Below are 22,613 nucleotides of genomic sequence, written 5' to 3'. Positions count from 1 at the left end.
ACCAAAACACAATACAGAAACCTACATTACAAACATGTCTGAGGCGGAGGCATCTCTCTGTTATGGCTTTTTGTCTGCTGTTAGTACCATGTATCGCATGGGGGCAGAATCAAGTGATGATTGAAGGCTCCGTTATTTCTGCCACCGATGGCGAACCTCTTATCGGAGCAACAGTCAGGGAAAAGAATTCACAGAAAGGAATTTCTACTGATGTAAATGGCAATTACACCCTGTCGACCACTATTGGCTCGACTATAATCGTATCTTATATAGGATATATTGAGCAGTCCTTTAAAGTATCAAGCGGTAAAAAAATATATGATATCACTCTTGCTGAAAATTCTGAAATGCTTGATGAGATTGTAGTTGTCGGTTATGGCACAATGAAACGTAGTGATATAACCGGATCTGTTGTCTCTGTGACAGGAGATGAATTAAGAAAAAACATTGCGACATCTGTCGACCAAGCTCTTCAAGGAAAAGCGGCTGGAGTGACAGTCACTAACAACTCCGGAGCTCCCGGCGGGGGAATCTCAGTGAGCATACGAGGTCTTAACTCTCTTAATGGAAATGAGCCACTATATGTGATTGATGGAATCTCTATATCAGGACAGACTGATGGAAATTCAAGTGCGCTTGCATCACTCAGCCCATCAGACATAGAAAGCATGGAAGTGCTTAAAGACGCATCAGCAACAGCTATCTACGGTTCAAGAGCAAGCAATGGAGTCGTTCTGATTACAACAAAACAAGGTAAGTCAGGAAAAACTAAGGTCAGCTATGATGGATATTTCGGATGGCAGAAACTCCCAAAGCAGCTTGATGTCCTGAATCTTCGCGAATATGCTGAATATATGAATCATCGCAGTGATGTCCTTGGTTGGGGATGGCGTGAAGAGTTTGCTGATCCTTCAATTTTAGGAGAGGGAACAAACTGGCAGAACGAAATCTTCCGCACTGCTCCAATGACATCTCATTCGCTCAATGTGTCCGGCGGTAACGATAAAACGGTCTATGCTATATCTGGGGGATATATGTCGCAAGACGGCATTGCCATAGGTTCGGATTTTGAACGTTTTAATCTACGTACCAACATTGATACAAATATCGCCAATTGGCTAAAAGTCGGAACAAACCTATCCGCATCACGAACTAAACAGAACAATACAATTGATAATGCAAGCATAATAACTACGGCTCTTAGCCAATTACCGGAAGTTCCTGCAAAAAATCCTGACGGCTCATGGGGTATGGCAGAGCTCAATGATTACGGTATCTATTTTTCCAATCCGGTTGCAGAAGCTCTTATGAGAGAGAATTATAATAAAGGTCTTGACCTGAATTATAATCTTTATGCCGATGTGATAATACCATTGGGATTTGACTTCAGAATAGAGTATGGCGGAAATTTTAACTATAACAACTGGTACTACTATCAACCCACATATGAGTATCCGACATACACGCAAATAGCACAAAGCCAAAGACGTGCAAATAACAGCTCCTACACATCATTCAAGACATATATGACTTGGACTAAAGATTTGGGCAGAAATTACATCCAAGTAATGGCCGGACATGAAGCTCAGCAAGGAACATGGGAGACTCTTTGGGGACAAAGAGATAATTATTTTATCAATTCCGTGACCGAGCTTGATCCTGGTGATGCCTTGACTGCAAAGAATGCTGGTAACAAAAATGACTGGGCGATTGAGTCATATTACGGACGATTAAATTATTCGTGGGATGACCGTTATCTCATTACTGCGACTCTTCGAGCCGACGGTTCATCTGCTTTTGGACCGAATAACCGCTGGGGCTGGTTCCCATCGGTAGCTCTTGCATGGAGAATCAAAAATGAGAGTTTTCTTCGTGACATAGAAGCGGTAAACTCGCTGAAACTTCGTCTTGGTTGGGGCCTGGTTGGAAATCAGAATGCCGGAAATTTCGCATATGGAGCATCAATGACTTCTGACGAGACAATCTGGGGATCCGGTTTTCATGTAGGGAATTATCCAAATGCCAATCTAAAATGGGAAAAGACCAATTCATATAACGTAGGTATAGACATGGCTTTATTTAATAACCGATTGGAACTCATCGTTGATGCGTACTATAAGAAAACAGATAATCTATTGATGAAAGCTGCGTTGCCATATTATGGTAAAGGGGGCGAAAACATAATAACCGCTCCTTGGATCAATACTGGAGCTTTGCTTAACAAAGGCTTTGAGTTTACATTAAATACTATAAATATCAGTAACCGTTCATTTCAGTGGTCATCAAGCCTGACATTCTCTCTTAACCGTAATAAAGTCACTAAACTCAATACAGAGTCTTCAGGCATCCAAGGTGATATAAATCGAACAACTTACACATACACACAGGAAGGACAGCCTTTAGCTCAATTTTACGGATATAAGGTTAAAGGCATGATTATGACTCCTGAAGACTTCTTCCAGAAAGACAAAGACGGTAATTATCTTCTTGACGCTACAGGAAATAAAAAGATTGTAGCCCTTCCGACTGATCAGTCTATCGGAGAAGGAAGCGTCTGGTATGGAGACTTTTTGTTTGAGGACCTTAACAATGATGGTGTTATAGATGAAAAAGACCGTACATATATTGGCAACCCGGAGCCCAAATTTACACTTGGCTTTACCAATAATTTCTCTTGGCGCGATTTTGATGCAAGCATATTTCTGCATGCCGTAGTCGGTAACAAAGTTTTCAACTATGTTCGCCAGCAATATGCCAATCCATCCCCTAACGCCGGAGGCAGATTGAAAGAGGTTGTAAACCATGCTGTCGTAGGTAAAATCGATCCTGATGGCGATAACGATTTTACCAATTATCATGTAACTAATGCCGCAACGGCTACAATACAACGTGTGTGGCCAGCCGATTTAAACAATAATAATCGAGTGAGCGACCGGTTTGTCGAAGACGCTTCCTATCTTCGAATAAAGAACATCGTGATTGGCTATACACTTCCCAGTAAATTGTCAAGAAAAGCCTATATTGAAAAACTGAGATTTTATGTGAATATACAGAATCCGTTCACTATTACAGGTTACGACGGTTATGACCCTGAAATCGGAGCTTATAACCAAGGAGTGCTTCTAAGAGGTATTGACCATGCCCGATATCCGACTCAACGAATATACACAATTGGTCTTAACATTAATTTTTAATAAAATCTGTAACATGAGAATATTTAAATATATAATCATTGCGGTTTCTTTTACCGGACTGCTGACCTCGTGCAGCGATGATTTTCTTGACAGACAGCCGCAAGGGAGTTATGTTGAGGAGACCTACTATGTCAGTGATGCGGCTCTTGAGGCTGCGACCGCCCCTCTATATAACCGCTGTTGGTTTGACTATCATGAACGTGCCATTCATTTGGTGGGCAGTGTTCGTGCCAATGAGCATTACAACAAATATCAGGATCCTCAATGGGGATTGAATCAAGTGACCGCCCTCGACGGTCATCTCGTAAAAGCATGGCAAGGCCTTTATTCTGTTGTCGTAATGAGTAACTCCGTGATTGACGCCGTGCAAAACAAGTGCACTTCCGAAGTCAGCGAAAAAGCAAAACAGACCGCATTGGGAGAAGCAAGGCTTATGAGAGGTGTCACTTATTTTTATCTCCTACGCATTTGGGGTCCGGTAATACTTTTTGAAAACAATCAGACTATCGTTGACAACCCGATACAGCCCCGTCATACTGAAGCAGATATATTTCAATTCATCATAAATGATCTGAAATATGCTTCCGAAGCTCTTCCAGAATCAGCAGCCAAAGGCAGGGCGACGTGCTGGAGCGCAAAAGCCTTTCTTGCCAAGGCATATCTTGCACGCTCAGGATGGGGAAACACTGAACGTAATGACTCAGATCTTGAACTTGCACGTCAGACAGCTCTTGATGTATGTATTAACAGTGGCCTTCAGTTGCTGAATGATTATGCCGATCTTTTCAAATACAAGCAGAATAACAATCAGGAATCTCTCCTTGCATTGCAATGGGTACCAAACGGTTCATGGTATTATTGTAACACTCTTTATGCCGATCTTTGTTTCGGCACTGAGATTACCGGCGGAGTAAATGTATGGGGAGGATCTGACAATATTCCTATGGATATGCTTCGGCAATATGAAAGGGCAGATACAATTCGTCGTAATGCGACTTATTTTACTAAGGGTTCCTATTATCCTTACATCTGTATTGCCGATGGTGGATATACATTTACTGGCAATTGGGCTAAAATAAAGAAAGGTGCAATCGGCGGTCCCGATGATGACAATGACGGCTATGTAAAATCAATGAACTCACCTCTTAACACTTATCTTATCCGTCTTGCCGATTGCTACCTGACTCTTGCAGAAGCCTGTCTTGGCAACAAGCAGGAACTTACAGGAGGCGAGGGTCTGGAATATTTTAATAAGCTTCGTGAACGTGCTGGAATCCCGGCAAAAGACAGAATCACATTTGATGATATTATCCGTGAACGACGCGTTGAATTTGCTATGGAGTATGTCAACTGGTTGGATATGGTAAGCTGGTACAAATGGCAACCTGACAAAATGATGGCCTATTTCAATGAACAGCAGAGAGGAATAGCTGCTCCTCTATACAAGGAACCAGACGGAACTATGGTATTCTATGAAGATAGCGGTAATTATCAATGGTCATATCCCGAAATTACCGTGACAATGAATCATGACAATGTGTTCCTCCCATATCCTGAGGCAGATGTCATCCAGAACCCTCTCCTCAACCGCAACCTTGAGCCGCAACCATATTATTAAAATAAATATACCGACATATGAAAATCAAATACTTATTTCTGCTGACACTCGCCATAATTGCTTGTTCTCTTGTGTCATGCAGTGATGACAGTGAGTCCGGTGGGACCCCTGAAATAACCGGAATACGCGTGACTGATCCAGAAAAAGCTGACAGTCTGTTCACATCTGTCACTCGCGGGAATATGATTGTAATTATTGGACGTAATATTAATAACGTCCAAAAGCTATACATCAACGACCAGGAGGTAAGTTTCAATTCCAATTACAATACAACAACCCATCTGATAACAACGATTCCGGCAGATTTGACTGTATATGGGGAGGATCCGTCAATACACAATGAAATCAGACTTGAGACAACTCATGGCTCCTGTTCCTATTCCTTCCATGTGGTTGCTGGAGAGCCTGTTATTGATTACTATCAGGTTGAATTAACAGAGTTGCCTGATGGCACATTTGCAGTTGTGCCGGGACAGAGGATTGATATTTATGGATCTCTGTTTCATGAAATTGAAAATATATATATCACTGATATGGATACTGTCGTTCTGCATCCGATGCAGTCCTGGGAAGTTAATGAGACAAGCGACCATATTATCGCAACAACGCCTGATGTGATTGTCGACAAGGGTTACTTAGTTATTAAAGCTTTCGCCGGTACCGCCTATTATGGTTTTGCAAAGGGTGTTGCAGAGCCTGAGATTACGGATATTTCAAGCGACTGTCCAATCCTTGGCAGCAAGGTTACAATTTATGGTAAAAATTTGCTTGAAGTCATTGATATTGATGTGTGCGGAGAGTTTTCCATCCCAGCAGAAGAAATTACCGTATCGCCAGACCAAAGCAGGCTTACGTTCATTATGCCACACCTCCCGGAACACGGTGGAAAACTAACTCTACGCACAATGGGTGGTCGTGCTTCAATAGATGTCTACAACTATGATTTAATGTTGCTGGACTATGACGGGCATGAGATGCAGCATAGTTATGGATGGTATACATCTACAGTCGGTAAATTTAATAAAGCTCCGACAACGCCTCCTGACACCCACTCAGGTGAATATATCGGATTTGAAGGCCAGGTCGGTTGGTGGTGGGGAAATGCCAACTATAACAGCATGACCTACCCGACAACAATTCCTGCGGCTACTCAGACGTCACAAATCGAATTGCGCTTTGAGGTTTATCTTCAGCATGAAGTTCAGAATGGCGGTCATTTCAGTATTACTTACCTTGATTTGAATCATCACGGCAGAGATGACGGCGAGACTCCGATTGCCGACCGTATAACCGGCGAGGCTCCAGTCGGAGAATGGTTTACAGTCGCAGTGCCCGCTTCTGACTTGACGACAGCTTCCACTTATGGCGAATGGTGTGCGCTCGCCGGTTCAGGAGACAATTTCCTCGTATATACCCGCCATTCTGATATAGGACACACGTTCCATATCTATTTTGATAATTTCCGTCTATATGTTAAACCTTAGAAACATGAATTTAAGATATATAATAGTTTTTTTATCCATCTGCTTCTTTGTAAGTTGCAGTACGGATGACAATCTGATTGTGGATAATCCATATGTCACATTCACAAAAGTTGGCACAAACATAGAACTGACAGACTATGAAGTGGAATGCTTCCCGGTGACGGCAATGTTTGATGTCAATGCCAACGTAGACTGGACCCTCGACTGCGATGCCGACTGGGTTAAACTGTCAAACCATTCAGGGACTCCAATAGACCCAAGTGTACCTTATAAGCAGGTACACATAAAAATTGACATTGAGAAAAACACCGAGGCATCCTCGCGTACAGCCGTAATAACTCTTTCAGGAGGAGGAAAGAGTTCCAGATTGAATGTCGTACAGTTAAGCGAAAAGGATTCATCAGGGACCCCTACAGCCGCAGCCATTGTAAATGACATTATTGCCGGATGGAATATGGGGAATACGCTTGATGCTCAGGGCGATTGGTTTGACGCGGATGACATCGCAGCATGGGAAACATGTTGGGGACAGCCACGTGCGACCCGTGAAATTATTCACGCCTTTAAGGAACGAGGATTTAATGCAATCCGTGTTCCTGTGACTTGGTGGGGGCATCTTGATAATGATGACAACATCAAAGAAGAATGGATGAATAGAGTTGAGGAGGTTGTCAACTATGTAATTGACGAAGGAATGTATTGTATATTGAATTTGCATCATGACACCGGTACGCCTGGTGTTGGTGAAGCTGGTTGGCTCTGTGCCAATCCTGCAAAAAAAGACCTCATTATATCGCGGTATTCAAAATTGTGGACTCAGATTGCGTCACGATTCGCAAACTATGATTCAAAATTAATCTTTGGAGCATTTAATGAAATTCTTGATTCACACATGAATTGGGATAGCACAGATGACGAAAATTATGAGATGGTCAATGATTTGGCACAGACATTTGTCAACATTGTACGTTCTTCCGGAGGCAATAATCAATGGCGTTGTCTTTCAATCCCGACTTATGCAGCGACACACAATGAGCGGACTCTTAATGCTTGGCGTCTGCCTGACGACCCTACCCCTCGCAGAATTATTGCAGAAGTACATATGTATAGTCCTTGGCAATTTGCCGGAGACAGTGAAGATATGACAGCAATTGAATTTACTTCATCTGGGCGCAAGGAAGTCGATGACATAATAAATCGTGTTGCGACACGATTTATCAATCAAGGAATACCTGTCATTTTTGGCGAACTAGGAGCTGCTGATAAAGATAATATGGAGCAGCGAATTAACTATGCCGATTATGTCGTAAGCAATGCAAAAAAGCGAGGTATAAAATGCCTTTGGTGGATGGGACTTCTTGATCGTCAGAATGCGGTTTTTTCCGAACCGTATCTGGCAGATGCAATACTTAACGCAGCTAATAAGTAACTTTCTTTAATATTAATAAACATGAAAAAGATTTTGTTAGTCGCCGTAAGTGCGACAATGGCTCTCTCAGCAATAGCTCTTGAGCAGCCTCTGATTGATTCTCCTGTTTCACTTGATAATGGAGAAACTGGATGGTATCCGGGTCTATGTCTTGACAAGACTGCTTTTACATCAGCACAGCCGGGTACAGTATTCACTTTTGAATACACCATTAACGAAGCGTCGGAGGGACATAGCTTCACGCTTTGCACCAACTACTCCAATACAAAGCTACCCGATTTTGACGGAACAGCAGGTGAAAAGGAAATGAACCTTGATGTCAACGAGGATGGTGTATATAACTATACCATTACTAGCGAAACAATTTCACTGCTGAATGATAACGGAGCTATCAACTACGATAATTCTGTACGAATTTGTGGTGAAGGTGTGACAATAACCAGAGCGTATCTTTCAGTCAGTGACGAGGAGTCACTTGCAGAATGTCCGATTGATATGACCAATAACTGGTGGCCGGGTACTGAATTCGGACGTGGGGTCATTACTTCAGCAGAAGCAGGATGGCGTATTGTCATGGATTATGAAGTAAACTCTGATGAAGCGGCTTTCTCCATGACCACCAACTATGGAAAAACAAATATTCCCGGATTTATCGGTTCTGTAGAAGATGGGACAAGAACTAATATGCCGTTGTCCGAAAGCGGTTCATACACTTATACCATAACCCAAGAAGCCATTGACAAACTTCCTTCAAGTGACTTCAACGGTTGGGATGGATCTATACGTATAATCGGTCAAGGATTCAATATCACAAAGCTTGTGCTGGTACGTTCAGTTTCAGGCTCCAGTGGAATTACAGATGTAGTTGCTGACGATAACAATAATGCTCCGGTTGAATACTATAATCTGCAAGGTGTAAAAGTCATCAATCCATCAAATGGCATCTATATACGCCGACAAGGCTCAAAGGTAATTAAGGTAATGTTTAAATAAATGTTTTTCAATAAAGTATAATTCTTTTTATTCCCACAGATTGATTTAGGTCGCATAGTGAACCGTAAATCATATGGTTCACTATGCTTTTTGATATAAAATACATTAAATTTATAATATGAGGCAAATATTGGTATTTCTTGGATTGATTATTCCAGGATTTCTTATCGCAGAGTCACTAACTTCTCCATCAGGAAAAATCAGTGTGAACTTTGACATAAATCAAAAAGGAGAACCTATATATAAAGTCTCGCGTCTGTCTCAACCGATAATACTCGAAAGCAGAATGGGATTTTTACTGAAAGATGATGTCCATTTAACCGACTCATTTGAAGTTACTCGGATTGATATAAACACTTATGATGAAATGTGGTCTCCTGTTTGGGGCGAGTCTGCTATAATCCGGAACAATTACAACGAAATGCTCGTTTGCCTCCGACAGAACACAACATCCAGGCTTATGAATATCAGATTCCGGGTCTATGATGATGGTATCGGTTTCAGATATGAATTTCCTGATCAGCGTGAATTAATCTATTTTACACTTATTGATGAACGAACCGAATTTGCCATGGCCGGTGACCATATAGCATGGTGGATTCCAGGCGACTATGACACACAAGAATATAGTTATACCGAATCCAGATTATCAGAGATAAGAGAGCATATGAAAAGTTCAATCTCTGAGAACCTTTCTCAAACCACATTCTCCCCGACAGGAGTGCAGACTTCTATACAGATGAAAACTGCCGACGGGCTATACATAAATCTTCATGAAGCAGCGTTGGTGGATTATTCATGCATGCATCTTAATCTTAACGATACCACATTAACATTCACATCATGGCTGACACCTGATGCCTTAGGAGACAAAGGCTCATTGCAAACACCGTGTCACACACCTTGGCGTACAATTATGGCAACAGATAATGCATGTGATATACTTGCGTCAAATCTGATTTTGAATCTCAACGACCCATGTGCTCTCGATGATACATCATGGATTAAACCTGTAAAATACATGGGAATATGGTGGGATATGATAACAAATGCAAAACAATGGTCATATACCTGGGAAACACCATCTGTTAAATTAGGATTAACTGATTATAATAAAACTAAACCACATGGAAAACATGGAGCAACAAATGAAAATGTACGCAAATATATCGATTTTGCAAGCGAGAACGGATTTGATCAGGTACTTGTAGAAGGATGGAATATCGGATGGGAAGACTGGCATGGTAAAATGAAGGACTATGTATTTGACTTTATGACGCCGTATCCGGACTTTGATTTGCCAGGATTGAATGAATATGCAGCAAATAAAGGTATCCGGCTCATGATGCACCACGAAACTTCTGGAGCTGTAACTAATTATGAACGGCATTTACACGAAGCCTACACATTGATGAATAAATACGGTTATAATTCTGTTAAAAGCGGTTATGTCGGGAATATCCAGCCCAAGGGCGAGCATCATTATAGCCAGTGGATGATAAACCACTACATTTATGCGATTAAAGAGGCTGCAAAGCATCACATAATGGTAAACGCTCATGAGGCAGTAAGACCAACAGGCCTATGCAGAACATATCCGAATCTTATCGGAAATGAATCGGCACGAGGTACTGAATACGAGGCATTTGAAGGTAATAATCCTTCTCATACAACAATTCTTCCTTTCACACGTCTGCAAGGAGGACCTATGGATTATACACCTGGGATATTTGAAATGGATATAAGCAAGGTCAATCCAGAATCAAAATCACATGTCAATAGCACAATTGCGAAACAACTTGCACTATACGTGACAATGTATAGTCCACTCCAGATGGCAGCAGACTCTCCTGAAATCTATAAAAAATATAATGATGCCTTCCAGTTCATAAAAGATGTTGATCTTGATTGGAGTGTAAGCCATTATCTTGAGGCTGAACCGGGACAGTATATTGTTGTTGCAAGAAAATCAAAAAGTCGGGAAAATTGGTTTGTAGGATGCGTCGCAAATGAAAACGGCCATGAATCGATTCTTTCATTCGATTTTCTTGATAAAAACAAAGAATATGAAGCAACAATATATGCCGATGCCGATGACGCTGATTATCTAACCAACCCACAAGCATATACCATAGTCAATAAAACAGTAAATCACAAGACAAAACTAAAAATTAAAGCTGCACATGGCGGAGGATATGCTATTTCAATAAAGCCTTTACAGCCCTAAAGAATCTTTTGATAATTTTTACTTGTATTTTAGTCATATTACTTTACTTACGTATTTAGCCCCAAATGGCAAGACAAATTCTCATACTTGATGACAATGTATCCGAATCCAATGAACTCAGACATCTGTTGGCTGGATTTGGGGCAGATATATATCAGTCTCTGCGTATAGGGATGGCAAAAGAGGATCTGACGAAGTTCCATAGAGGAGATATCGTCATCTGTGATTTCAAACTGGCTGACGGAAATGCGGTTGACTTAATGGGATGGCTTTATAGCAAGGATATCGGATGCTCTGTATTCGTCATTACAGATGTTGAAACAGTAGCGGATGCCGTAGCTTCATTTCGGGCAGGAGCAAGAGACTACATCAACAAACGGCTTATCAGTGAATTGCTTGTACCTAAGGTAAAGGCATTGATTGGAAGAAACGAGAATGACAATTTTCCATTGCTGCTGTCTCGTAAGAGCGATGCGTGCCTACGTGCTTATAGTTCCGCGCATATGGTAGCACCGACAAGTCTGAATGTTCTGATTATCGGTGAAAATGGTGTCGGGAAAGAACCGTTGGCACAGGAAATCTATGATATGAGTGAACAGAGGGACAGATCATGTGTCGTACTCGATTGTGGGACATTTCATTATCTCGCACAGAAACATGACACAAAACATCCGGTAACATTGCTTGACGCTGTGGCTAATCAGTTCCGTAAAGCGCAAGGCGGCACCATTATATTAGATAATATCCAACAGCTTTCTCAGGATATGCAGTCAATAATACTTCATGTCATAGCCAACAGCAGACAAACACCACGTATAATAGCCACAGCCTCACCTGAAATTACGGAAATGGCGGCAGACGGGAGTTTTCTCTCGGCATTGTTCTACAAGATCAAAGAATTTACAATTATCTTACCCCCACTTCGGGAGTGTCAGGAAGACATTATGCTGCTCGCCGATTTCTATCTGAAACATTACAACCAAGAACTTAATAAGAATATCAGACGATTTGATACCAACGCACAAAAGGAGATGCGCCTGCATACATGGTCGGGCAATATCCGGGAACTGAAACACGTTGTCCGTGTCGCTGTGCTTAAATCTCACGGAGATGTGATAACAACTGACAATCTTGATTTTGATACCCCAATCTCTGACATACATCTGAACTTCAAACTTGATAAAAACGACGAGAAAGCAAAAATCATGGCTGCCATATCACATACTAATGGCAATATGATTCAAGCTGCCGCGCTCCTCGGAATATCACAAAAAACTTTATACGTCAAACGCAAGAAATATGGGCTGAAATAAAGCATCTTTACTTTTTAATAAGCAGACTTATGACTTACAAAATATTCTTCGAACATAATTATATTACCTACTGAAAAATATTGAGTCTCACAAGACTCACAAGATTTATTTCAGCTAACATATAGGATTTGGCTGTATTCCGAAAATGTTGTAAATTTGCAGTAAATTCGGAATAGGAATGAATCGCGACAAATACATACCAAGAGATTCTTATCTCAAAAAGCTGATTATCAGAAAGGATAACGGTGAAGTAAAAATTATAACCGGCCCACGTCGGTGTGGCAAATCATGGCTATTAAGTCATATATACCGGGATTATCTCGCCGCTCAAGGAGTACCTTCTGAAAATATCATTGCTTTGGACTTTGACAAGGATGACGACAAATATGATTTCGACATTCTTGATCCAAAGGCTGTAAAAAACCATATCTACTCACTTATAAAGAACGATACCGAGAATTATTATATCTTTCTTGATGAGATACAAGAACTTGAAAATTTTGAGCGACTCGTAAACGGTCTTAACGGTCATGACAATATAGATGTGTATGTGACCGGAAGCAACTCCCGTTTCCTGTCAAAAGACATACGGACTATATTCCGTGGCAGGGGGGATGAAATCCGGGTGTTCCCTTTGTCATTCAGGGAGTTTTATCAGGCGTTACACAATGACGTTCGTGAAGCATGGAAAGTGTACTCAACTTTTGGTGGGATGCCTCGTCTTATCCACTACACTGATGATGAGCAGAAAATAAATTATCTTCAAAACTTGTGGGATAAGACCTATATCGATGATGTGGTAGAGAGAAACAAAGTAAGAAATGAACTTGCCGTTTCTCGACTTGCCACCTCGTTATGTAGTTCCATTGGCTCGCTCACCAATCCTGCACGCATAGCCAATACCCTCGAATCGGTGCAAAAGATGAAGATCGATTCCAAAACAGTATCGTCTTATATTGACTATCTTGAAAATGCCTTCCTGTTTGAAAGCGCGGAGAGATACGATGTCAAGGGCAGGCGTTATTATGAAACCAATAAGAAATACTACTGCATTGATATCGGTCTGAGAAACGCAAGGTTGAATTTTCGTCAGCAGGAGCCGACGCATATAATGGAGAACGTTCTATATAATCATCTGCGCGTTCTCGGTTATCTTGTAGATGTGGGCATAGTGGAAAGCCGTGAAATGAAAGACGGCAAAATGTCATATTCACAGCGCGAAATAGACTTCATCGCTAACAAAGGAAGCCGGAAGTATTATATTCAGTCCGTGTACTCGATACCGTCCGAAGAAAAGCGGGAGCAGGAGCTCGCATCTCTCCTGAAGATCTCCGATTCATTCAAGAAGATTGTGGTTGTCGGCGACGAGATAATGCCTTATACCGATGACAATGGTATATATTTCACAGGCTTATTTGATTTCCTGTTGAAAGATGAATGGCTATAATGCGGTCAACAAATTTTAATAAGCAGAATTAGGAATAACGCCTAAAAACCACTAATTTTGTATTGCCCCCAATAGAATAATGGGTAAGAACATTGAAATAATGCCGTGTGCAATTCGTGAACAACGGAAAGCGTGGCATTACAATATTCTGAATACTACTTAGTTACAACGATAAACCTCGGCTCCTCCGATACCAGCCATACGGACAGTATCCGGTTGCGCGTTCGCAAGAACATAATCCTTATTAACCTTAAAAAAATCACCGTTCAATGACCCGAAAGAGGCATCACCTGTATCTATGCAAATCTGCATTTGCTGATTATGTATTTCCCCATTTGTTATCAGATTCATTTGAGGAGAAAAATACATATTTGCTTTAACTCCACTTCTTGTCGGAGCAATAGAGGGTACGGTTATCTGACGTTTAGAGAAGTCAATAGTAAGGTCATTCAGGCGCAACATAAGGTCGCTACCTAAAACCACGCTGAAACAATTGATGTACTGGTTTGCTTCTTCATTATCAAGTGTGAGGTCAACAATGAGGAATGGCACGTCACGAATTACAATATTTCCGACTTTTAATTCTTTCGCTATTGCTAATTGCCCATTGCGGCGACCTATACCTAACACTGAATTTCCGGCGTTAATCGGAATGAGGTCGTAGTGGCGAGCCAATGAATCGGAAATTATGTTGACCCCGGCGCCGGTATCGAAAGATATTGTGGCACTTTTGCCATTGATGCTGCTACCATCAAGTTGCATCAAAAACGCTTCCTTTTGGGGATTACCAACTTGAACAATTTTGAAAGGGATGTAGCCCTGTTGGTCGGTGAATGAAATGTCATAGGGATTATATGCCGACAACGCAACGTATTGGTCGATATAGCGTTGCATGCCGGCTATTGCCGCGCTGTCAAGATATTGCTTCGTGGCATCAAGAACGGAAGTAATCACTTCTGCTGCTTTATCATTTTGACCGACTTTGCTCAAATCCATTGACAGCATGACAGAGGAATTGAGTAGATTGCTTAAATCAAGATTTGTAGAGTGGTTATTCAAGAGTTCACCAAAAGCCGGGATTGAAACATCAGGGCGGTTCAATCGATTTCCGATAAGAGCACGAGAATAAACTTCAAGAAATGGCATAATGGAGTCCTTGGGAGCTGCATTGTAAATGGAATCCAATGCAATCCAATCGCCAGTATTCATTGCATTGGCAATGCGTTCGTCTATGGATTGTGCGGTACACGCCAATCCACAAAAGGCGATTATTATGGAGAGAAATATCTTTCGCATAGCGGTTGTGAATTTTGGCGCAAAGATACGAATTTCTTGCGGCATAGCTCTCAACATTTGTTGAGAAGTTGAGATTTACAGGAAAACTTCGAGATCATTGATTTTGAAGATGCAGCAGTCGCGTATCTTACGGCACTCGCCGGAGGAAAAACACTGCACGAGCCTCGAAGCCGAGCAGGTTTTCTATGCTTGGAAGCATAGCGACGTTGTCGATAACAACCGAGTTGATATTGAGGTCGGAAAAAGAGAAGTCCATAACTTGTTGATATTTCAGCGAAGTTATGGACCTTATGAGGTGAGCGAAAAGACGCTTATTTCACTATGTGAGAATTGATATAATCTACCATTTTATCTGGATTATCGCAGCCAAGAACATATTTGTCACCATTCTTCATGCGAACGAGAAAACAATCCGAGGCTTTGCCATAAAAAGCATAGTATCTGCCGATGTCACTCTCACGAAAGATACCCCAGTACCCCATAAAACCACCGGAAGCAAAAATTCTTATTGCACCCATCGTAGGTTGAAATAGTTCAATACTTTCTAAATTTTGCATCGAAATTTTTCTGCATTTAAGAATACTTCCCATAATAATATTGTTGTTATCAGCCTTTATGTATGACGCACCATAGAATAATGATGAAACTAACAATATGAGGTATATTACCAATAGCATGAAAAAAGCAGGTTTTTCATGTATAGTAACAATGCAGCCAATGAACAATAGTCCTAATACGATTACTGTTAATATTGTCGCAAAACGGCTATAAGAAATTTTTGATTTCATAATGAATGAGGTTTATAGCGCAAAGTTACAAATAATTAGCGCGATTTCTAAGGAATACTTCAAGGTCATTGACCTTGAAGATGCAGCAGTCGCGAATCTTGCGGCACTCGCCGGAGGCAAACAACTTGACATTGACACAGCCTCCTTTTTATTATAAAGAATCTCTACTCGTCAACGACCCACAAGACAGAAGTCAAGCTCTTCTTCGATAGCCTTCCTGTCAAGATTCTGTCCGATGATGACTAGCTTTATCATGCGGTCGCCATATACGGGATCCCAGTCAGCCGCAAGCCCCGGCTCGGTAGCCATAAGCTGCTCAAGCTCTTCTTCAGAAGCAGTGGCAAACCAAAGACCCGCCTGTGTAAGTTTCTTTTGGGAGCCTGCCTGCTCAAAAAGAAACGACATGTCACGATTATGATTGAAATATACCACTCCCTTTGTACGAATTACATTTTTCAGGAATCGGGTAGCTATGAAACGGTCAAATTTATTCAAATCAAAAGCCGGGCGCCTATAATAGACGAATGTCTGTATGCCATATTCTTCAGCCTCCCCTTCGTCATGATGGTGGTGGTGATGATGGTCATGGTGGTCATGGTGATCATGTTCATGATGATGCTCATGCTCGTGATGGTGCTCAAGCTCCTGAATCCAGGCTGCCGACGTGGCAACCTTCTCGAAGTTGAACATTCCTGTATTAATAATCTCGTCAAGCTCAATATCGGCGTAGTCACACTCTACAATCTTAGCTTTCGGCTGGATTGCACGGATAATCGCTTTAATGCGACCCGCTTCTTCCTCACTGACTTCCGAGATTTTATTAAGCAAGATGACGTTACAAAATTCAACCTGCTCTATGATAAGATTCTCAATATCATCTTCCTCTATCTTTTTATCGACAAGACTGTCACCGCAATTAAATTCATCTTTCATGCGTAATGCGTCGACCACTGTCACGATACAGTCAAGACGAGGTACAGCGCCACGGTTATAATACTCTTCCATTACCGGAATAGAGCATATCGTCTGAGCTATAGGCGCCGGCTCGCATATACCACTCGCCTCAATGACAATATAATCAAAGCTTCCGGTCGCGGCAAGGTCGGCAATCTGCTCAATAAGATCCATCTTCAGAGTGCAGCAGATACACCCGTTCTGCAAAGCGACAAGGTCGTTGCTATCTTTTTCCTGCCCGACGATGCCGCCTTTCTGGATAAGCGAAGCATCAATATTAACCTCACCAATGTCATTTACAATCACAGCGAAGCGTATGCCTTTCTCATTAGAGAGAATACGGTTAAGCAAAGTGGTCTTTCCGCTTCCGAGATAACCTGTAAGCAGCAATACCGGTATTTCCTTTTTAGCCATTATCAGTAAAATTTTTAGTCAATGCAAAATTAATTCTAAATCTTATTTTTAACAAGTGAATACACAATAGTCATTCCTGTCAAGCGTTAATATAACAAAAATATTTCCTACAATATGAAAAAGACGATAGTTTTAATCCTTCTATGCCTGTCAGTAACCTCTCTTTTTGCAATAGAAAAGGGTAACTGGGGCGTAAGAGCCTCTTTTGATGTCAGCATACCCGGCAACTGGAATATTCAGGGCGGACATATCAAAATGTTTAAACCGGGATGCGGATTCTCCGTAGGCTGTGTCTACTATCAGCCGCTTGGAAAAGGATTGTTTCTGGAACCCGGTCTGACACTATTTTATGACACCTATTCATTTGATGACCTGCGCATAACAGGAATTGACGGAACAATTGCCACAAAAGACCCCGGCGTAAGGAAAGCAGGACTGAGACTACCTGTCCAGCTTGGCTACGAATTCAGAATCACCGGAAAGTGGAGACTTGCCGTATACACCGGTCCAGAACTAAGCTATGTATTCAGCCAAAATGCCCATGTAAAGCATAGAGAACTGCTGGATGAAGATTTTTCGCCCGACTTACTTGGCATTAAAGAACACCGACGGTTTGACTGCGCATGGAAAGCAGGAATTGCCGTGCCGATTGACTTCATATGGGTAGGAATCGATGCGGCATTCGGTCTTACCGACCTACTTCCCGGCAATGTCACATTCCGCGAAAACCGGGTATCAGTCAATGCGACATACTATTTCTGAACTTAGACCCCGTTGCCCAATATTTGTTAACGCTGGGGCGGTCAAGCGTTGTGCAGATGTGTTCGCGCAGTGAGGGAGCAATGCGGTTGCATTGTGACCGAAACAAGCGGACGCAGATGCACGGCGATTGGACGAGGCGAATGTAACTTTTGCCTCGGATAAATGAGAATACATCTGTTTGTGATTTGTGATGAAATCGGAACGGTTTAGAACTATACGAACCGCAACATGAACATTGCGCACGCCACCATCACAATACCTTTTGCGGTGTGCAGAAACTGCCCGTAATTCCTGTTTAAACGTCTGAAGGATTCAAGCCACTAAAATGTTCGCTCCACAACCCGTCTGCCGTCAATCGGTTTGAATTCCGATGTGCCGAAATCCGATTTTACGCACTCCGGATTCATAGACAATACTTCTTTCAAGCGTCAGACCAATGGACCACGATATCCGTAGCGAACTCCTTGCGACAGAAATCAATGCCACGTTCATCCGGTCAAAAAATCCGGCAGAGAGCCATTTGCGGTAAAATTCATATACGGCACGCCATTTGGGTAAGTCATGGATTAGAAGTTTCCACCGGCACCCTGTCCCGGTCAGATATAACCAGATTTGCTCATGTAGATTACTGATGGTTAAAATAATATAACCGAATTTATGTGTGATAAATTGTGCGGCAATCAATAAAAACACCTTACCATCGCATCTCTCTGGCGTTTTTTGCCTTGTTCCTCAGTCACGTAGCAAAAGCTACGCTCCTTCATCACAAGACAAAAACCGCTCAAAGATATGCGACCCCAGCGTTAACAAATATTGGGGAACGGGGTCTTACAGCCCAAGGCACCCATTTGCGCCAGTCAACATCAGCAAACATGGGTGCTTTTGTTATATCCGTGTTTATCGAATCCTCACCGAGTAGATATCTTTTAATGAAAGCTTCGACATCGGGATACTGGCTCTCAGGCAGCATACAGTGCATGTGATTGCTCTCTATCGAATAGCCCATGCGCTCAGATATTCCGAAAGTCTTCCACACTTCTCTCGCCGCATTTGCCGACACATATCCTGATTCATCGCCAAGCCACTCATAATCGGGATTGCCTAAAATAAGCAGCGCACGAGGTGCAATCAATGCCGCCACCTCATGATGGTCGATAGGAAGCCGGTTGACATTGGAATCAGAAAATTGTTTCATGCTTTCAAGAAACCAGGCATAGTTGGTGTTATGGATTCTCTCGACATTACCGAGCGTTTCCGACACGCGCCATGAATTTACACCGCCCCCACCCGGCTCCTGTGCGATAGTCAATGCTATGCGTTCATCCATCGCACCCGAAAACAGCGCCATTTTTCCGGCAAAAGAGCATCCGGTCACGGCTATATGCCGGAGGTCAAGACGCGATTCATCGCCAAGTCTCTCAAGACCATCGATTATACGGCTTACTCCCCACGGCCAGGCGCTGTATGCCCCGATGTCAAGTCGGTCAGGATACAACCTGTTGACAGGCTCTTCTCCGCGAGTCTGTGTATGAGACATGACCTGAGAGAAATTAAACGGGATTGCCGCAACTCCATTGTCTAAAAACAATTCCCGAGGCAATGACCCGGTAGGAAAACCTACTCCGATAACAACAGGAAACGGTCCGTCGCCTTCAGGATAAAGTATCGGGGATTTCAGTGTCAACACTTCTCCCCTCTCCCTGACGTCAACGACCAGAGTGTCACCGACAATTCTCGCATCAACGCTGTCAGGATTTACACGAGGCTTCTCGCCAAGCTCATAATGCCATAGCCTGCGTAGTATTTCCGCCCGATGTCGCTCCCAGTCATTGAAATCGGCAGACCGTCCGCTTCCGTCAGCCCACAAAAAAGGATCGGGAAGATAAGTAATCACCGGCAATGAATCCAATGACGGCAATTCAATATCAGGGAAGGAATCAACAGTACATTCCTTTTCATATACAAGAGGCATGTCAGCGACACTGTCTTCAGACAAACTACACGCTGTCATTATTACCGACAGTGTCGCGACTATACTCTTGTTCATAATTTCCGGATCATTTATTTTCCTTCAAGAGCCTTGATACTTGCCTCGATTGTGGCAATCTTCGACTCTGCATCTTTCTGCTTATTGCGTTCGGCAGCCACTACAGCCTCGGGAGCATTATTAACAAAACGCTCATTACCAAGCTTTTTCATCACGGAAGCAAGAAATCCTCGATAATAATCAAGCTCTTTGTTCAGGCGTGCGAGTTCAGCATCGACATCAATATTATTGGTAAGCGGAACATTAAATTCAACCGTTCCCACCATAAATGTAGCCGCAGCCGCATCTTTTTCCGCACCGGCATTGATTGCCGACAGATTACCGAGTTTTTTCACCACGGCATCCAAAGAATCGTCCCAGTCGCCGATGACATTCAACACGAGAGCCTCGCGGGGAGAGATATTTTTAGCGGCGCGCACTCCACGCACACCGACAATCACCTCCTTGGCGTGAGCCATCGCCTCAAGCGACTTAGCATCGACATCACCGACTGCCGGCAACTGCGCATACATTATTGAATCACCGGGCTTGCGCTCCTGAAGATGCTGCCAAAGCTCCTCTGTGATAAACGGCATGAAAGGATGAAGCATACGGAGCAAAGTGTCGAAATAGTTTAGCGTCGCTTCATAAGTAGCCTTGTCGACAGGCTCGCCATAAGCAGGCTTCACCATTTCAAGATACCATGATGAAAATTCATCCCAGAATAAGCGATAGATTGCCATCAGTGCCTCCGACAGGCGGAATTTGCCAAATAGGTCACTTACCTCGGCAAGGGTGGCGTCAAGCTGCGACTTGAACCAGTCAACCGCCTTTACAGCGCTTTCAGGCTGCGGCTTGTCGGCAACCGACCATCCCTTGACAAGACGGAAAGCATTCCATATCTTGTTGCAGAAATTACGTCCCTGCTCTACAAGCTTGTCGTCATAGAACACGTCATTTCCGGCAGGCGCGGCAAGCATAAGACCCATTCTCACACCATCGGCGCCATATTTGGCGATAAGGTCAAGCGGGTCGGGCGAATTGCCAAACTGCTTTGACATCTTTCTTCCTATATTGTCACGGACGATTCCGGTGAAATATACGTTCTTAAATGGCATGTCGCCTACAAATTCATATCCGGCAATAATCATTCGTGCCACCCAGAAGAAGATAATATCAGGACCGGTGACAAGTGTCGTAGTCGGATAGTAATAAGAAATCTCCTCATTGCCCGGTTCAAGTATTCCGTTAAAGAGCGACACGGGCCACAACCACGACGAGAACCATGTGTCAAGGCAATCATCATCCTGACGCAGGTCGGCAACTGTCAGAGAAGAGTTGCCGGTCACACTCATCGCCTCTTCAAGAGCCTTCTCGGGAGTCTCGGCAACTACAAAGCTGCCGTCGGGAAGATAGTATGCCGGTATGCGGTGTCCCCACCAGAGCTGACGCGAGATACACCAGTCCTTGATTTCCGACATCCATGTATTATAAGTATTCTTGAACTTCTCAGGAACAAACTTGATGAAATCCTCCATTACAGCCTTGTGAGCCGGCTTTGATATATCGTCCATCTTCAGGAACCACTGGTCAGAAAGACGCGGCTCTACAACTGTGTCTATATTACGCTCTGAATAGCCTACCTTATTCTGATATTCCTCGATTTTTTCTACAAGGCCGGCATTCTGCAGGTCAACGGCTATCTGCTTGCGCACATCAAATCGATCCATACCGACATACATGCCGGCAGCCTCGCTGATAGTACCGTTGTCATTGAATATATCGATTGTCTCAAGATTATGTTTCTGACCGAGCATGTTGTCGTTCATGTCATGAGCCGGGGTCACCTTCAGGCATCCGGTACCGAACTCGATATCCACATAATCATCTTCTATCACAGGTATCTCGCGATTGACAAGAGGCACAATAACTTTCTTTCCGCGCAGATGCTGATTTTTCGGATCCTTGGGGTTGATACACATTGCCGTATCGCCCATGATTGTCTCCGGACGTGTAGTAGCCACTATGGCATATCCGTCTTCCCCAACTATCCTGTAACGAAGGTAATAGAGCTTGCTGTGCTCTTCCTTATACACTACCTCGATATCACTCAACGCCGTACAAGCCTTCGGATCCCAGTTGACCATGCGTTTGCCGCGATATATCAGTCCCTTGCGATAAAGTTCACAGAACACCTTTATAACGCTTTCCGAACGCACATCATCCATAGTGAACGCAGTGCGGCTCCAGTCACATGAGGCACCTATTTTCTTGAGCTGTTCAAGAATTGTACCACCATATTTTTCTTTCCATTCCCAGGCATGACGCAGAAATTCCTCACGAGAAAGGTCGCTTTTCTTTATGCCGTCTTTGGCAAGCTTAGCCACAACTTTCGCCTCAGTCGCGATAGCTGCGTGGTCAGTTCCCGGCACCCAAAGGGCATTCTTGCCTTCCATACGCGCACGACGGATCAGAATATCCTGAATCGTATTGTTAAGCATATGACCCATGTGCAGGATACCTGTCACGTTAGGCGGGGGAATCACGATTGTATATGGCTCACGTTCATCAGGAACCGACTTAAACAGGTCATGTTCCATCCAATAGCTATACCACTTGTCCTCTACTTCCGAGGGACTGTATGTCTTGGCTAATTCGTTCATTTCGG

17 protein-coding genes are annotated in these 22,613 nt (G+C 43.0%); 10 read left to right on the top strand and 7 right to left on the bottom strand.

Annotated features, from left to right (window positions below; all coding sequences use genetic code 11):
• Nucleotides 1-62 precede the first annotated feature (62 nt).
• The 8 genes from E4T81_RS11245 to E4T81_RS11210 all read left to right on the top strand — a co-directional run bounded on the left by E4T81_RS11245 (nt 63) and on the right by E4T81_RS11210 (nt 13,705).
• Nucleotides 63-3,194, top strand: coding sequence for a TonB-dependent receptor (locus E4T81_RS11245; RefSeq protein ID WP_135044577.1), 3,132 nt, complete (start codon nt 63-65; stop codon nt 3,192-3,194).
• A gap of 13 nt (nt 3,195-3,207) precedes the next feature.
• Nucleotides 3,208-4,812, top strand: coding sequence for a RagB/SusD family nutrient uptake outer membrane protein (locus E4T81_RS11240; RefSeq protein WP_135044575.1), 1,605 nt, complete (start codon nt 3,208-3,210; stop codon nt 4,810-4,812).
• A gap of 17 nt (nt 4,813-4,829) precedes the next feature.
• Nucleotides 4,830-6,296: a glycan-binding surface protein gene (locus E4T81_RS11235; protein ID WP_209308187.1), complete on the top strand. Its 1,467-nt coding sequence runs from the start codon at nt 4,830-4,832 to the stop codon at nt 6,294-6,296.
• 4 nt (nt 6,297-6,300) lie between these two features.
• Nucleotides 6,301-7,725 (top strand): cellulase family glycosylhydrolase, encoded by a 1,425-nt coding sequence (locus tag E4T81_RS11230; RefSeq protein WP_167761863.1) that lies wholly within the window; start codon nt 6,301-6,303, stop codon nt 7,723-7,725.
• A gap of 57 nt (nt 7,726-7,782) precedes the next feature.
• The gene (locus E4T81_RS11225) at nt 7,783-8,718 is read left to right on the top strand and encodes a hypothetical protein (RefSeq protein WP_135044569.1); all 936 of its coding nucleotides are present in this window, start codon (nt 7,783-7,785) and stop codon (nt 8,716-8,718) included.
• Between the two features lie 118 nt (nt 8,719-8,836).
• A complete protein-coding gene (locus E4T81_RS11220) occupies nt 8,837-10,945 on the top strand; it encodes a glycoside hydrolase family 97 protein (RefSeq protein ID WP_135044567.1) in 2,109 nt (702 codons plus the stop codon).
• A gap of 65 nt (nt 10,946-11,010) precedes the next feature.
• Nucleotides 11,011-12,258: a sigma-54 dependent transcriptional regulator gene (locus E4T81_RS11215; protein ID WP_135044565.1), complete on the top strand. Its 1,248-nt coding sequence runs from the start codon at nt 11,011-11,013 to the stop codon at nt 12,256-12,258.
• A gap of 178 nt (nt 12,259-12,436) precedes the next feature.
• Nucleotides 12,437-13,705 (top strand): ATP-binding protein, encoded by a 1,269-nt coding sequence (locus E4T81_RS11210; protein WP_135044563.1) that lies wholly within the window; start codon nt 12,437-12,439, stop codon nt 13,703-13,705.
• Nucleotides 13,706-13,864: 159 nt separating this feature from the next.
• Here E4T81_RS11210 and E4T81_RS11205 read toward each other — a convergent pair whose 3' ends face one another.
• The 3 genes from E4T81_RS11205 to E4T81_RS11200 form a co-directional block, all read right to left on the bottom strand.
• Nucleotides 13,865-15,046 (bottom strand): retropepsin-like aspartic protease, encoded by a 1,182-nt coding sequence (locus E4T81_RS11205; protein WP_167761860.1) that lies wholly within the window; start codon nt 15,044-15,046, stop codon nt 13,865-13,867.
• 82 nt (nt 15,047-15,128) lie between these two features.
• Nucleotides 15,129-15,257, bottom strand: coding sequence for a hypothetical protein (locus tag E4T81_RS16000; RefSeq protein WP_256371515.1), 129 nt, complete (start codon nt 15,255-15,257; stop codon nt 15,129-15,131).
• Between the two features lie 55 nt (nt 15,258-15,312).
• The gene (locus E4T81_RS11200; protein ID WP_135044559.1) at nt 15,313-15,789 is read right to left on the bottom strand and encodes a PH domain-containing protein; all 477 of its coding nucleotides are present in this window, start codon (nt 15,787-15,789) and stop codon (nt 15,313-15,315) included.
• Between the two features lies 1 nt (nt 15,790).
• Between E4T81_RS11200 and E4T81_RS15645 the strand changes: the two genes are divergently transcribed.
• On the top strand, nt 15,791-15,946 hold the full coding sequence (locus E4T81_RS15645; protein WP_167761858.1) for a hypothetical protein: 156 nt from the start codon (nt 15,791-15,793) through the stop codon (nt 15,944-15,946).
• Between the two features lie 14 nt (nt 15,947-15,960).
• Here the strand turns inward: E4T81_RS15645 and E4T81_RS11195 are convergent, their stop codons facing one another.
• A complete protein-coding gene (locus E4T81_RS11195; protein WP_135044557.1) occupies nt 15,961-17,157 on the bottom strand; it encodes a GTP-binding protein in 1,197 nt (398 codons plus the stop codon).
• A 114-nt stretch (nt 17,158-17,271) separates the two neighbouring features.
• Between E4T81_RS11195 and E4T81_RS11190 the strand changes: the two genes are divergently transcribed.
• Nucleotides 17,272-17,919 carry an outer membrane beta-barrel protein gene (locus E4T81_RS11190; protein ID WP_135044555.1) on the top strand — a complete coding sequence of 216 codons (648 nt, stop codon included), beginning with the start codon at nt 17,272-17,274 and terminating at the stop codon, nt 17,917-17,919.
• 351 nt (nt 17,920-18,270) lie between these two features.
• On the opposite strand, the gene E4T81_RS16105 is transcribed toward E4T81_RS11190, so the two are convergent.
• The 3 genes from E4T81_RS16105 to E4T81_RS11175 form a co-directional block, all read right to left on the bottom strand.
• A complete protein-coding gene (locus tag E4T81_RS16105; protein ID WP_135044553.1) occupies nt 18,271-18,612 on the bottom strand; it encodes a transposase in 342 nt (113 codons plus the stop codon).
• 88 nt (nt 18,613-18,700) lie between these two features.
• Complete coding sequence (locus E4T81_RS11180; protein WP_135044551.1) at nt 18,701-19,966, bottom strand: S9 family peptidase; 1,266 nt, start codon at nt 19,964-19,966, stop codon at nt 18,701-18,703.
• Nucleotides 19,967-19,980: 14 nt separating this feature from the next.
• Entirely contained in the window at nt 19,981-22,608 is a 2,628-nt protein-coding gene (locus tag E4T81_RS11175) for a valine--tRNA ligase (RefSeq protein WP_135044549.1), read from the bottom strand.
• Nucleotides 22,609-22,613: the final 5 nt, after the last annotated feature.

It is taken from the genome of Barnesiella sp. WM24 (assembly GCF_004570975.1).
Taxonomy (GTDB): domain Bacteria; phylum Bacteroidota; class Bacteroidia; order Bacteroidales; family Muribaculaceae; genus Muribaculum.
The sequence above is the reverse complement of the archived record's forward strand: the minus strand, read 5'-3'. Positions and strand labels throughout refer to the sequence as shown.